The sequence below is a fragment of the Acidimicrobiales bacterium genome, assembly GCA_016794585.1.
Lineage (GTDB): Bacteria > Actinomycetota > Acidimicrobiia > Acidimicrobiales > DATDAH01 > JAEUJM01.
In genome coordinates, this window is sequence record JAEUJM010000024.1 from 1 (window position 1) to 14,070 (window position 14,070).

General features: G+C 70.7%; 12 protein-coding genes. 4 read left to right on the forward strand and 8 right to left on the reverse strand.

The genetic code is table 11. The features are described 5' to 3' along the window. The 5 genes from JNK12_12225 to JNK12_12245 form a co-directional block, all read right to left on the reverse strand. Positions 1-1,092, reverse strand: a 1,092-nt coding sequence (locus JNK12_12225) for a hypothetical protein (GenBank protein ID MBL8776699.1), incomplete at its 3' end; no start/stop codon positions are given. Positions 1,093-1,161: 69 nt separating this feature from the next. After that, complete coding sequence (locus tag JNK12_12230; GenBank protein ID MBL8776700.1) at positions 1,162-2,196, reverse strand: alcohol dehydrogenase catalytic domain-containing protein; 1,035 nt, start codon at positions 2,194-2,196, stop codon at positions 1,162-1,164. 149 nt (positions 2,197-2,345) lie between these two features. Beyond that, positions 2,346-2,939, reverse strand: coding sequence for a hypothetical protein (locus JNK12_12235; protein ID MBL8776701.1), 594 nt, complete (start codon positions 2,937-2,939; stop codon positions 2,346-2,348). A gap of 124 nt (positions 2,940-3,063) precedes the next feature. Continuing rightward, positions 3,064-4,104 (reverse strand): hypothetical protein, encoded by a 1,041-nt coding sequence (locus JNK12_12240; protein ID MBL8776702.1) that lies wholly within the window; start codon positions 4,102-4,104, stop codon positions 3,064-3,066. A gap of 54 nt (positions 4,105-4,158) precedes the next feature. Continuing rightward, positions 4,159-4,908 carry an SDR family NAD(P)-dependent oxidoreductase gene (locus JNK12_12245; protein MBL8776703.1) on the reverse strand — a complete coding sequence of 250 codons (750 nt, stop codon included), beginning with the start codon at positions 4,906-4,908 and terminating at the stop codon, positions 4,159-4,161. 115 nt (positions 4,909-5,023) lie between these two features. Between JNK12_12245 and JNK12_12250 the strand changes: the two genes are divergently transcribed. Next, on the forward strand, positions 5,024-5,524 hold the full coding sequence (locus JNK12_12250) for a nucleoside 2-deoxyribosyltransferase domain-containing protein (GenBank protein ID MBL8776704.1): 501 nt from the start codon (positions 5,024-5,026) through the stop codon (positions 5,522-5,524). A gap of 224 nt (positions 5,525-5,748) precedes the next feature. Here the strand turns inward: JNK12_12250 and JNK12_12255 are convergent, their stop codons facing one another. Continuing rightward, the gene (locus tag JNK12_12255; GenBank protein MBL8776705.1) at positions 5,749-6,549 is read right to left on the reverse strand and encodes an MBL fold metallo-hydrolase; all 801 of its coding nucleotides are present in this window, start codon (positions 6,547-6,549) and stop codon (positions 5,749-5,751) included. Positions 6,550-6,668: 119 nt separating this feature from the next. Here JNK12_12255 and JNK12_12260 point away from each other — a divergent pair, with 119 nt between their 5' ends. Both JNK12_12260 and JNK12_12265 read left to right on the forward strand, forming a co-directional pair. After that, positions 6,669-7,256 (forward strand): TetR/AcrR family transcriptional regulator, encoded by a 588-nt coding sequence (locus JNK12_12260; protein MBL8776706.1) that lies wholly within the window; start codon positions 6,669-6,671, stop codon positions 7,254-7,256. Positions 7,257-7,293: 37 nt separating this feature from the next. After that, positions 7,294-8,028, forward strand: coding sequence for a phosphotransferase (locus JNK12_12265; GenBank protein MBL8776707.1), 735 nt, complete (start codon positions 7,294-7,296; stop codon positions 8,026-8,028). Positions 8,029-8,120: 92 nt separating this feature from the next. Here the strand turns inward: JNK12_12265 and JNK12_12270 are convergent, their stop codons facing one another. Together JNK12_12270 and JNK12_12275 are read right to left on the reverse strand one after the other, a co-directional pair. Further along, a complete protein-coding gene (locus JNK12_12270) occupies positions 8,121-9,188 on the reverse strand; it encodes an RDD family protein (GenBank protein ID MBL8776708.1) in 1,068 nt (355 codons plus the stop codon). Positions 9,189-9,243: 55 nt separating this feature from the next. Further along, positions 9,244-10,209, reverse strand: a complete 966-nt coding sequence (locus tag JNK12_12275; GenBank protein ID MBL8776709.1) for an NAD(P)-dependent alcohol dehydrogenase — start codon at positions 10,207-10,209, stop codon at positions 9,244-9,246. A 705-nt stretch (positions 10,210-10,914) separates the two neighbouring features. Here JNK12_12275 and JNK12_12280 point away from each other — a divergent pair. After that, positions 10,915-13,866, forward strand: coding sequence for an SMP-30/gluconolactonase/LRE family protein (locus tag JNK12_12280; GenBank protein MBL8776710.1), 2,952 nt, complete (start codon positions 10,915-10,917; stop codon positions 13,864-13,866). Positions 13,867-14,070 lie beyond the last annotated feature (204 nt).

The window sequence follows — 14,070 nt, forward strand, 5'->3', positions numbered from 1 at the left end:
GGCGAGGGCCGGGGCGTCGCTGGTGAGGGTGCCGGCAGGGTCGACCACGAGGACTGCGTCGGCGGAGTTCGCGGCGAGGGCCTGGTGGTAGTGGTTGCTGCGTCGCAGGGCGACCTCAGCGGCGTCCTTGTGGCGCAGCAGTCGCACGCTGCGCATGAGGACCAGCCCCGCGAGCACCACGATGGCCACGATGAAGGCGACCGCCGTCGCGGGCTCGTCGGACAGGTCCGCGGCCGCCGCCGCGACGCCTGGCACCGCCACACAGGCCACCCCGAGCGCGAGGCGGTACGGGCGCTCCGCGCGCGGTTCTCCCCGCTCGTCGGTCAGCGCCGCCATCTTCGGGTGCAGGGCGACGGCGGCGACGAGGAACATGCCCACCAGGAAGAGCTGGTCCAGCCAGGCGGTGGCACCGAACTCGTAGTTCCCGGTGGCCGCCAGCGTCGAGTAGGCGGCATCTGCCACGAGCCACGTGGCGACGGCGATGGCGAAGAGGACGACCGGGGTGCTCCGGAGGCGGGTGTCGAGCATCAGCCGGACGAGCAGGGCCAGGAGCACGACGTCGAACACCGGGTACAGGGCGTAGAGGACAGTGGTGGCCAGGCCGGCGCCGGGGTCGATGGTCGGCTGGATCAACAGGTCCCAGGACATGACCAGCGCCGCGACCCCGACGGCCCCGGCGTCGAGCAACGCGTCGAGGTCGCCGCCGGGCTTGCGGGCGCGGATCACCGCCACCAGGCCGACGGCCACGGTCACGTAGCCGACGACGTACAGGGCATCGGCGACCGAGATGCCGGGATCGGTGTGCCCGAACCACCCGTAGGCGGCGTAGACGACGTCGGCGGTCGCCCACGCGGTCATGCCCGACGCCAGCCAGCGCCAGGGGCGAACGATCCGAGGCCGCCGCAGGGCGATGCCGACCCACATCGCCAGCGCGGCCACCACACTGCCGACGAGGTACGCCGCCTGCACGGAGCCGGCGCCACCGGACGCCGGCGCGGTCAGCCACAGCACGGCGAGCAGCACGGCGCCGACGGCGAGCGCCCGGCCACCACGGCCTCGTCGCCGGGCCGCCGGGGAGGCGGCCTCGTTCATCCCGCTCCTGTCGGCGGCGAGCCCCGTTCGTGAAGGATCCTGGCCTGGCCTGGGCCGGACGGCCCTTCGTCAGCTGGAGAGGTCGGTGAGCACGGCGCGGCCGAGATAGGCGCCGGCCTCGAGCTCGGAGAAGATCTGTGGGACCTCGGACAGGCTGCCGGTGCGCGAGACGTGGGTCTTCACCTTGCCGTCCGCGGCCAGGGCGATCAGGTCGCGCATCTCCTGGACGGTGCCCACCGCCGAGAAGATGAGCGTGGGGTCCCGCCAGAAGAACTCGAACGGGCTGATCTCGAAGTTGCCGTCGCTCGTCGGCGGCAGGCCGACGCCCACGAACAGGCCCTGCTGGCGCAGCATCGACAGGCCGAGCTGGAACCCGGCCACCCGGGCGGCGAACACGAGGACCGCGTCGATGCCGCCCTTCATCATGGCCACGCCGGCGGCATCCTCCGCGCCGACCGCCTCGTCGGCGCCGAGCGAGCGCACGAACTCGAGGCGCTCCTCGCCCACGTCGACGCCGAGCACCTTGTAGCCGAAGGCCTGGAGGATCTGGACCGCGTAGTGGCCGAGGCCACCGGCCGCGCCGATGACGCCGATGGTGCGCCCCGGCGGGATGCCGTGGAGCTGCAGCTTGCGCACGGCGCTGTAGGCGGTGAGCCCGCCACAGGCGAGGGGGGCCTCCTCGTCGCCGATGCTGTCGGGCAGGACGACGAGGGCCTTCGACCAGATGGCGAAGTGCTCGGCGAACGTGCCCATGACGGTGCCGCCCTGGGTGCAGTGCCGGGGGCGGCCGCCGAGGCAGTACTCGCAGGCGCCACACCAGAACGCGCCGCCGGCGCCACCGAGGCCGAGGATCACCCGTTGGCCGACGGAGACGTCCGCCTCGGCGCCCTCACCGAGCGCCTCGACCACCCCGATGGCCTCGTGGCCGAGCTGTGGGGTGGTCACCCCCATCCAGTCGCCCTTCGCGAGGTGGAGGTCGGAGTGGCACACCCCGGCGCTGGTGATGCGGACCAGGGCCTGGCCGGCCGTCGGCTCGGGCACGTCGAGGTCCCCGACGCTGACCACGCCGCCGTCGACCACGATCGCCTTCATCTGCTCGCTCATGGACGAGAACCTACGCCTCGGCGCGGGTGCCCGCGTTCAGTCGGGCAGCAAGGCCTCGATCTCGCCGAGCGTCGAGGCACCTGGCGAACAGAACGGTCACGCTGCCGACCGAACGGGCCGCGAGTGCACCGTGGTCCCACGGAGGGAGTTCAGGTGACCAGAAGCACGACGCGCACGACGAGCGCCACCGGGACGCAGATCAGGAGGGCGAGGGTCAGCACAAGCGCCACGCCGCTGGTGATCAGGGTGTACGGGCGGAAGGGGGCGGTGATGCCGAGGGCGTCAGTCACGTGCCCCTGCAACGGCGAGATGGTGCCCCGGTAGAAGCGCCACGCCCGGCGCACGCGTCCGCCGCCACTGCCTGGGGCAGCGTCTCCGGGCTCGCCCGTGCCTCTGATCCGGGCGTAGGTCTTGAGCGCCGTCGCCGTGGCCGCCGGCGCCAGCTCAGTGGCACGGATGGCGGCCCGGTCGAGCCACCAGCGATGGAACATCAGCCAGCCGCCAGGGGCGCACAGCACGAGGAGCGACACCGCGCTCGACCACCACGGGGGCCGGTCCGGCCACACCGGGGCGGGCAGGAGCAGCCACACCCCCAACCCGGCGACGAGCCCGATCCGGCCCGCGATCCCGACGGGCCGCGACAGGCGTCGGGCGAGGACGCTGACCCGCCCGACGAGCTCCTCCAGCCGGCTGGCGGGCAGCGGCGGTTCGCCCGAAGGGGGCTCTCGCGGGGCGTCGCTCACGGTCGGCCCTTCCCGTTGGGCGCGACTGGATGCCAGAGCATCCTCGTATCTTTCCCCACCGTCACGCCGGGCGGTCATGCCCCGCCGGCGCGCCCGCTCTCGGGCTGTGTCGTCGGCGCGAGCGTCAGGCGGCCCAGTCGGTGGTCGGGGCGATGGTGTAGGTGTGCATGAGCGCCTGGATCCAGTCCACGTCGTGGAACGGGTCACTGGGCTCGGCCACCTCGACCCCCCGGCTCCGGAGGTCGGCGAGCAGCGTGTCCACCACCTGGTCGTGGGTGAGGTCGTCGGTGTGGTCCATCACCTTGTGCAGCTCGGCCTCGTCGGCGTACACCTCCGCGTTCCAATGCACGAGGAAGCGGATCTGGTCCGGGGTGAAGCGCAGGACCACGTCGCCGTCGGTGGTGACCAGCCATTCGTCGGCGGCGGCATCGAAGTGGAACAGCGACCGGGCCCGCACGCCCTTGTGGCTGCGCTCGTCGGGGCGCCCCTGCGAGTCCCCGCGGTGGAACATGAGCTCGTTCTGCACCACGACGCCCTTGTTCCACATCGGGTGCTCGATGCGTTGCGGCGCCTCGTGGGGGCCGTCGGGCCAGTAGGTGAAGGTGCCCTCCTCGCCCTGCCACCACCACGTGACGACCTGGGCCATCTTCACGACGTACTCGGTGAAGAGACCGGACTTGGCCATCACGTTCTGGAGCCAGACGGGGGTGTTCTCGATGCGGACCCCCCGGAAGGTCACGGCGTCGAGGTGCGGCACACCGCCGCTGTCGTGCGGGCCGCTGATGTTGAACAGCATCATCGTGGGCCGGGCGTACCGGCAGCCCCAGTAGTCCTTGACGAGTTCGAGGAACTTCTCGTTGTAGAAGGCGTCGAACAGCTCGGGATACAGCACCGTGGAGTTCTGGGCGAGGTAGCCACGGAACAGCGGCCCGGTGAAGTGGTCGAGGGTGAGGCCGTGGCCCTCGGGCACCACACCGGTCTGGGTGGCGATCATCTCGTCCACCGTCTCGAAGTGCTGGCCGATGATCGTGGCCCACGGTCCGTTGCGCTTCACCACGTCGAGCAGGGCGGCGTGCTGGGCGTCGGTATAGACGTCCTCGAGCACCACGGGAGGCGCGCACGGACGCAGGACGTGGGCCAGGTCGTTCGGGGTGCCGGCGCTCATAACAGCGTTATGTTACTCGGCCCGGACTGCCCGGGGAAGCGCCGCGGACGCCGATCAGCCCTGCGGGTTGATGAGCTCGAGGATCCCCGCCGGCAGGAAGGTCTCGACCGGGGTCTCGTCGGCCTCGGTCAGGTCGGCCATGGCCTGCACCACCTCGTCGGGGTCGAGCTGGCCGGTGAGGACGATGGCGCGGACGAACTCCTCGGCCTCGGCGGCCGGGGCGTCGCCCTCTTCGATGTAGGTGGCGATGCCGTTGACCATGGCGTCGTTGAAGCCGGTGTCATAGGGACCGGGGTTGAGCTTGGTGACGTCGATGCCATACGGGGCCAGCTCGTCACGCAGCGCCTTGGTGAAGGCCTCCACCGCGTGCTTCGTCATCGCGTACGGCGCCGTCATCGGGCCCGAGAGCACGCCCGCGATCGACGACATGTTGATGATCCGGCCGGCGCCCTTGGCCTTCATCCCCGGGATCACCGCCTGGCACATCGCGACCATGCCGAAGACGTTCACCTCGAAGCCCGCCTTCATGCGCTCGAGCGGCACGGTCGGCAGGGGCGCCATCACGCCGAGCCCGGCGTTGTTGATCAGCACGTCGGGGTCCAACGCGGCGACGCCGGCCACGTCGGCGGGGTCGGTCACGTCGAGCTTCTGCGCCGTGAGCTCGGGGTGCTCGGCGGCGAGGGCCGCAGCCTGCTCGGCGGTCTCGGTGGTGGCGATCACCCGGTGCCCGCGGGCGGCGAGCTCGACCGCAGCGCCCTTCCCGAACCCCGAACCTGCACCGGTGATGACGACGGTCTTGGCCATCGCCGCACCGTAGTGGGCCGGTCGGAGCAGGCGTCCCGGCCTACGATCGGCGACCCTGCGTCGGGTCGGGGGCAGCGCGCTCCGGAGCCGGCGTGACCGAACGACGGGAGGACCCTTGGCGACGATCCTTCGAGCCCCGGAGCGACTGACCGCAGCCCAGAAGAAGGCCACGACCACCCTCTTCCTGGCCGGCCCGTTCGAGGAGGCAGGCGTCTCCTGGCGCGACGAGGTGATCGAGGCCTTCGACGACCTCGAGGTCACGGTCATCGACCCCCGCAACGACCGCTGGCCCGAGCTGGAGGTGGGCTCCGCCGGCCGGCGTGGCGCCTACGAATGGCAGTGCGACAGCGCCTTCGACGCCGACGTCGTCCTCGTGTGGGTCCCCGAGGGCAGCCATGCGCCGACCGCACTGATGATCCTCGGCTACCTCGGGGCGAAGAGGAACAACGCCAAGAAGGGCAGTTCGGTGGTGGTCGGCGGCGACGGCTGGGATGGCCTCGTCCGGCTCTTCGCCCAGAACCAGCGTCTCTTCCCCTCCGGCGGCGACCTGGCCGAGATGATCCGCCTCGCCCGCCTCCAGGTCGAGGCCGCCATCGCGGCGAAGGCCGGCGCCTGATCCTCCGACGTCTGTTCCGCGTCCTCAGCGGGGGCCCGGTCAGAGGCGGACGAGCACGTTCACGACCACGGTCAGCAGCACTGAAGCGACGATCGACACCAGCACCATGGTGAGGCATCCGACCCCGCCGCCCAGCGGCCGCACCTCGATCTGGTCGCGCCGTCGGAATCGCATGCCGCCCTCCTACCCGGGCAGCGACCGACCAGCAGCGCGACCGCTCCGCGTCACACCTCGACCCGGAGCGCGGTGCCGGTCGGCGCGTGGTGGACCGCCACCGGGCTCCCGACCTCGGCGAGTGCGCGTAGCGCCCCCACACCTGAGGGGCATCGGATGACGCCCGCCACGGGGCGCTGCGAGCAATGGATCGGGAACAGGTGCCTCGCGCCGAGCGTCCTGGCCGCTCGGACCGCCGCCTCGGCGTCCATGACGAGGCGCCGCCCGAGGAAAGTCAGACCGTCGATCGGGAGCACGGCCGCGTCCACACGATGGTGCGTCGCGCAACGCTCGACCGGCTCGAGCGAGCGCGCCTCCGTCCCGACGTACACGCTCACCTCGGGCGTCTCCACCAGGTAGTTGTTGGTACGCACCCCCAACGGGCGCTCGCCGGGAAGGCAGGTGACGACGAGGTCGTCGTGGATCCGTCGCCGCTCGCCCCAGCGGAGCACCTCCACCCGGTCGAAGCCCGAGTGCCTCGCCCGCCGCGCCATGCCCTTCGTGGCGACGAAGACCGCGGTTTCGGCATGGTGGCGGTAGGCGCGCATCGACTGCGGCTGCCAGTGGTCGAAGGCGGCGTGGCCACCGAGGATCGCGTCGAGCGGCGGCAGGTCCGAGGGTGCGAGCCCGATGGGCTCGATCATCGGGAACCAGCGGTGATCCTCGAAGTACGGGTCGGTCAGCACCGAGGCCACGCCGCCGAGCTCGATCAGTGCGCAGGGGTTGATGATCCGGGTGACGGACACCGCCCTCGCCGATCGGCCGTCGCGCCCCGGGCGGCCGGACCTGGTCGGGTCGTTTCGGTCGTCCATGTGACAAGAATACGAAGTATTCTTCGCTTTCTCGATTCGCATTCCCTTCGAGCGGAAGAGGCCTCACCAGGATGGACCTGTCGCCCAGGAGAGCACCGAAGCAGGAGCGTTCCCGTCGCATGCGCGACCGGATCGTCGAGGCGGCCCTTCGTGTTCTGCGCGAGGACGGTCCGCTCGGGTTCACCACCACCAAGGTGGCCGACGAGGCCGGGATCAGCGTCGGCTCGCTCTACCAGTACTTCCCCAACAAGCACGCGATCGTCGTCGCTCTCCACGACCAGGATGTCCGGGAGGGGCTGGATCGCGTCACCGCGATCCTCGACGACGACCGCTGGTCACCCCGCCGGAAGCTGACGGAGCTGACTCGGTGGTTCTTCGCCAGCGAGGCCGAGGAGGCGGCCGCGCTCGGCGTCGCGATGGGCGACATCGAGCTCTTCCTCCGCCAGGGCGGGACCGACGCCGCGACGACGGAGGCGCGCGCCCTTGCCTTCGAACGTTGCGCGGCATTCCTCGCCACGGCGTCCCCCACCCTGCAGACGGCCGACCAGGTCCGGTTCGCCACCGAGCTCGCGATCACGACGGTGGAGAGCGTGGCCAAAGCCGTGGCCGCCCGCCCCGACGCGCTGGCCGTCAACCGCACGTGGGCGGACGCCCTCTCGGGGATGCTGGCCGAACACTTTGACCTCCACGACGAACCTCCGACCTGACCGGCGGAGGGCGTCTCGCTTCCGCGACGATGTGCTGGTGGGTTGGGACGCACTCGAGCAGTGGGGCGAGGACGTCGTCCGCGTCGAACCATTGACCGGTGGCGTCGGCGTCAACGAGGTGTGGAGCGTGCAGATCGACGGACAGAGCGCCGTCGCCCGTCTCGGTCGGCGCAGCGACGCCGACCTCGCCTGGGAGACCGACCTGCTCCGCCATCTCGACCGTGAGGGGATGGTGGTGCCTTCGCCGATCCCCACCACGGACGGCCGGTTCTTCGCCGACGGACTGGTGGTGATGACCTACGTAGAGGGCGAGCCACCCGCGACCGAGGCCGACTGGCGTCGCGTCGCCGACACCCTCTGCCAGCTGCATCGCCTGACCGAGGACTGGCCGCAGCGCCCGGGGTGGCGGTCCTCGATCGACCTCCTCCACGCCGAGCGCGGGACGAGGGTCGACCTCGGAGCGATGCCCCCCGAAGGCGTGGCCCGGTGCCGAGCCGCATGGGCGCGCCTCGCCGGCCGTGAGCGGCGCGTCGTCCACGGCGACCCCAACCCAGGGAACATCCGCATCACCCCGGAGCGCGTGGGCCTGATCGACTGGGACGAGGCGCACGTGGACGTCCCCGACCTCGATCTGGCGCTCCCCCACAACGCCGCCGGCCTCGACGACGTCGCGCTCGACACCGCGTCGCAGGCGTCGGCGGCGTGGGAGGCGGCCGTCTGCTGGGACGACGACCACGCCGTCGCGCAGCTCGCCGAGGTTCGACCGGCCTGAGCGGGTCGGCATCCTGCGGTCGTGCCCTCGCTGTCGAGGGTGGCCCGACGGCCGCCTCGCTCTGTGGGCACCTGAGGTGAGGTGGACGATCTTCAGGAGCCAGGGGCGAGCTCGCGACGCCGCACCCGGGCGGACAGCTGTTCACGGATCGTCACCGGTTGCTCGGCCTCGCGGGCACCCCAGTCGTAGACCACCGTCGTGCCCGCGGCGCGATCGTGCAGGGTCAGTCGCTCGTCACCGAGCACGAGGCCGAGGAACAGGACCGGGACGAACAACGAGACCGGCAGCAGGAGGGCGCGGACGAAGGCCCGGGCACCGCTGACCACCCCGCCGTCGCGACGGACCACCGCGAGGCCGAGCAGGGCCATCGCCGGCGTCCGTCCGAGGAAGGCCACCGGGAGCCAGAACCACGCGAGGAACAGCAAGGACAGCGTTGCGAGCGAGACGAGTGCGGTCACCCGGGACGACGGATCGAGGCCCAAGATGCTCCCGAAGAAGAACGCCAAGACGGCGACCAGACCGGCGTTGAGCGTCACGACCGCAGCGACGTCGGCGACCACCGCCAGGAGCTGGGTGACCGGCCCGGCGTAGTGGCCGCTCACATCACGGCGCTGGAGTTCGTTCGGGTCGGCGGCCGGCGTCGCCCGCTCGACGACGTCGTCGACGAGCCCGCCCGGCATCGCGGGACGGCGACCGGGCCGGCGCCGCAGCACCCGGCCGACCACGCCGTCCACCGTGGCGTCCATCCGGACGAACTGCCGGCGAACGAGGTCGAGCCCGGACACCGCCACGTCCTGGCTCGCGCCCGCCGTGAGCTTGGCCATGTCCAGCCTGCCGATCAGGGCCTCGAGGTCCAACCGTGCGGCGATCTGGTCCACGTCGAGGCGGGCCAGCAGCGCGTCCAGGTCCAACCGGTTCGCGATCTCGTTGACATCGAGCCGGGCCACGAGCGCGTCGAGGTCGAGTCGGGCCGCGATCTCGTTCACGTCGAGCCGGGCGATGAGCGCGTCGAGATCCAGGTCAGCGGCGATGACGTCGACGTCGATCGCGTCGACGAGGTCGTTGGTGTCGATCTGACGCATCACCACCGGCGCCAGCCGACCGACGACACCGCCGATCAGCCCGGGACGGTGCGGCGTGCCCTCCGGAGGTTCGACCACCACGGCGACGCTACTTGTAGACGCGCCTGATCGGGCCTGCCCGACCACTCAGCGGTCAGGAGGACTCGGCGACGGTGACGACGACCTTCCCCAGCGCCCGGCCCTCGCCGACGTAGGCGAGGGCCGCGTCGACCTCGTCGAGCCCGAACGTCCGGTCGATGTGGATCCCGACGTCGCCATCGACGCAGAGCCGGGCGAGCGGCGCGAAGTGCTCGGGCCCCTCCTGCACGGCGAGCACTCCCATCCGACGGCCGGTGAGTACGCCCGCGATCGACCCGATCGTCAGGATCCGCAACAACGTGGACACCGACCCGCCGACGCAGCGGTACCGCCCACCCCTTCGCAACGCGCGTCGGTAGGCGAACACCGACCGGTGCGCGACGAGATCGAGGATGAGATCGGAGGGCGGCACCGAGCGGGTGAAGTCCTGGGCCCGATGGTCGACGACCTCGTCGGCACCGAGCGACCGCATGAAGTCGAGCTTCGCCCCGTTGTCGACCGCGATCACGTGCGCGCCGACCCGCTTGGCGAGTTGGATGGCAAACGCCCCCGAACCACCGCCCGCCCCGTTGATGAGCACGCGCTGACCCGCGACGGCGCCTTCGGTTCCCTGGAGCGCGATCGCTCCTGACTGCGGGATCGTCGAGGCCTCGCTGAACGTGAGGCCTGGCGGCTTGGGCGCGAGGACCGACTCGCCCGCCAACGCGAACTCGGCGAAGCCACCCTTCAGGGCGAGGTTGTCGCCGTACACCTCGTCACCGACCCGGAACCGGGTGACACCGTCGCCGACGTCCTCGACCCAGCCGGCGATGTCCGAGCCGAGGACCGGACGGGCGGGTGCGCGGAGACCGCCGACGCGGGCGTACAGCGGCGAGCCCCGCAGGGTCTCCCAGTCGCTGAGGTTCACCGACGTCGCCGCCACGCGCACGAGCACCTGGCCGGCACCCGGGCTCGGCGTGGGGAGGTTGCCGATCCTCAGCGCTTCCGGCCCGCCGTACCGCTCGTGGACGACCGCTCTCACCGGCATCTCCCAGGGGCCATCACCCACTCCCCACGAGGGGCAACCTAACCCACCGTCCGGCAGGGACGATCTCGCCAGCCCAGAGGCGAACGTCGACTACGAGCCCCTCGCGGGCTCGGTCGGGTTCACCGACGGCGCAGACACGACTGCAGCACCTGCGTGACGCCGCCGACAAGGCGATCGCGTTCACCGAGGGCCGCGACCGGGCCGCCCTCGATCCGGCGAGCAGGGCGATCACGACGAGCTCCGACGCCTCGCCGGCCTTGGCAGCCAGGACGCTGCGGACGTGTTGGCGGAGCTGGAAGCGGAGTAGGCGTACCGGGCGGACGGTCGCCGGCTCCCCGCATCAATCCGACCAGCTCCGAGGATCGATGCCAGACAAGACCCTCTCGTGGTGATCACGTTCCTCGGCTCCGGCCCCGTCGTGTTCGGTTCTAGCCATAGTCGACCGCGCCGTGCTGTGACGTCGGCTTGGCCCGTCCACGGCCACCGAATTGGGAGCATCGCGATCATCTATGGTTCGCTGCCGTGCGGGCGGCGATCAGACCACGAATGCCGAGGTCGATGCTTGCGGTGTTGCTCGTGTCGGCCGTGAGTGTGGTGGGCCCGACCATCTCAGCCGGAGCGGAGGAATTCCCGCCTACCTACGTCACCCAATTTGGAAGCTCTGGGGCCGGACCCGGCCAGTTCGACCTACCTGGCGGCGTGGCGGTCGACCCTGACGGCAACGTCTATGTCACCGATGCCCTCAACAACCGGGTGCAGAAGTTCACCTCGAGCGGGCAGTACCTCATCGAGTGGGGAAGCCCTGGGAACGCCACGGGGCAGTTCAACACCCCGGCCGGGATCGCGGTAGACCCTGACGGCAACGTCTACGTCGCTGATGTCCTCAACCACCGGGTGCAGAAGTTCACCTCGAGCGGCGAGTTCATCGCCCAGTGGTTCCCCTCCTGGTCGGGCGAGTCGCTGTCGCCACAAGCGCTGGCAGTCGACGCCGACGGCAACGTCTACGTGACGGTCAATGGCAGCATCTACCCGATCTATCCCGGGCCGCGTCTGCAGAAGTTCACGTCGTCGGGAGCGCTCCTCGCAGAGTGGGGCACCTTCGGTGGCGGCGACGGGCAGCTGACCTTCTCGACCGGCGTGGCCGTCGATGCCAACGGCCACGTCTATGTGACCGATGGGGTCAACCGGGTGCAGAAGTTCACCTCGTCCGGGAACTTCCTCGCCCGGTGGGGAACCACCGGGTCGGGTGCCGGGCAGTTCGACCGCCCGGGTGGCGTGGCGGTGGATTCCACCGGCAACGTCTACGTCGCCGACGCCGGTAACAACCGGGTGCAGAAGTTCACCTCCTCAGGCACCTACCTCACCCAGTGGGGAAGCGTCGGCTCCGCCGAAGGACAGTTCGATCGCCCGAACGTGATCGCCGTCGAGGGCAACGGCGACATCTATGTCGGCGAGGGCGGCGACCGCATCCAGGTGTTCGCCTCCTGCGCGACACCGTCACCGGGTGGGACCGCATCACCGACGATCACCCTGAGCGTGGAGGGCAACCACTCCGGGGGCGATGCGCTGCGGCCCACGGTCGCTCGGCGCCTGCAGCCGGGCGTGTGGGAGCAGGACGCGACGGTCGGGTACGCCGAACTGGTGGCCGAGGTGGGAGCGACGGGGTCGTGCCCCTCCAACGACCCGGTCGAGTTGCTCCTCACGTTCGGCCAGGGGCTGGTTCCGGTGGGGCCCTCGACGGAGTCTCAGTCGGCAGGTTGGGCGTGCGACCCGCCGGAGGTCGGCATGAGCCTGGTCGCGCGCTGCACCCTTACCGACCACGCTCCGATCGGCCCAGGGAGTCCCGCTCCGACGCTGACCTACCTCGCGGATGTCGGGTGGGACGCCGTGCAGGAAGCTTCCGCGCAAGCGCTCGCGTCGATCGGGGACAACTCCGCGGGCGCGATCGACACGATTCCGGTGAAGCCGACCATCGTGGGCATGGGCGACTCGTACTCGTCGGGCGAAGGCGCCGGGTCCTACACACCCGACACCGCGGCGAGCGGCGGGTGTCACCGTTCGCCCGCCTCCTGGCAGCACTACTGGGCCACGGCGATGCTGACCGGGACCGATCCCGGCGGGGCACCGGCGACCTACACCGAGGGCTTCCGCCACATCGCCTGCTCTGGTGCTGTGTCCGGCGACGTCATGGGTGACCAACCCGGCGACATCCCCGAACACAACCAGGTCAACCAGTTGAGGGCGATCCGCGATGACACCGGCGTCGATGCCGTCGTCGTCACCATCGGCGGAAACGACGCCTTATTCGCCGCCATCATCAAACGCTGCCTGCTGCCCTCGCTGGGTCCCGCCGGTGAGTGCCAGAACAGCACCTGGAACGCCGCAAGCGGAACCGACCGGGTGACCCGGCGCATCAACTCGCTCTACGCCCGGATGGTGGACACGTTCAGGACAATCCGCCGAGCAACGAGCACCGCTGGCTCGACCGACCACGACTTCGCGCCCGTGTACGTCTCGGGCTACCCGCGGCTCGTCCCGAACGCGGCGGAGGACGCCAACTGCCCCAGCCTCTCGTACTTGTCCCAGAGCGAACGCGTCTGGCTCCGCCGGAAGATCACCGACGCCGACAGCATGCTACGGGCAGCGGCGTCGACCGCCGGCGTGCACTACCTCAGCGTCCTGCCCATCTTCGACGCCAACCAGCGATGCCAGCCGAGCGACCCCCAACCGGCGGTGAACGGCAACATCGTCCCGCGACTCGGACGCTGGCAGCTCCAGGAAGGTTTCCACCCCACCTCGGTCGGATTCGGGCTCTGGGGCCGAGCCGCCCTCACCCAGGCGCCGAGCCCCACGGCGAACCCTGCGCCCACAGCTGGTGGCCAACCGACCCCGTACGACAACCCGGTGCTCGCCAGCAACCTCGCCGCAGACACACCCGACGCCATCGGCACACCCTCGACCGCGACCGTCGATCACTTCCTTCGCGGCTCCGAGCCCACCTCCATCTTCTATGACGGCCTGCGCCCCGACAGCGCGGTCACCGCCTACCTGTTCTCTGACCCCATTGGCCTCGGGTCGTTCCCCGTCGACGCCACCGGCCGGGCCACCGTGGTGCTACCGGCCGGCACCGCCCGCCAGTTGAGCTTCGGGCTGCACCACCTCCTCCTGTCCGGCACCGACGTCGACCAACAGCCCTGGGAGAGGATCCTCAGCGTCCCCGTGAACCCAGCCCCGGACGGGCGCATCAAGAAGGGAGCCACCGGCACCAACCGGGGCAACGATGTCTACAACACGACCGGCACCGACCAGACCGCCAACGGGTCGGCCCCCCGCGGCGGCACCATCACTTACTACGTGTCCGCCCAGAACGACGCCCCTGTCCGCGACCGACTGCGCGTCAAAGGCACCGCGTCCACCAGCAGGTTCACGGTCACCTACACCACCGGCGGCACCAACATCACCTCCGCCGTCACCTCCGGTACCTACCGAACTCCGTCCCTCGAACCCGGGGCCACCCAGAAGATCAAGGTCACCGTCACCGTCCGCACCACCGCACCCACCGGCTCGACCTTCACCGGCACGCTCGCCGTCGCCTCAGACGCCGACCGCGCCGTCAAGGACAAGGTCAAGTTCGTGACGAGCAGGCGGTGACTAGCGCAGCAAGGTCATCGAGTTCAGGCGCTGATCTCGGGGTCACGCGGCCTCACCAAGAACCGAGCTGGCGGAGCCGACCCACGCCACGGGACCCTGAAGGCGACGGAACCCCCGCCGAGACGGGGGTTCCTCCGGGTGGGCGATACTGGTTTCGAACCAGTGGCCTCTGCCGTGTGAAGGCATCGGGCCGCCCCTCGGAAA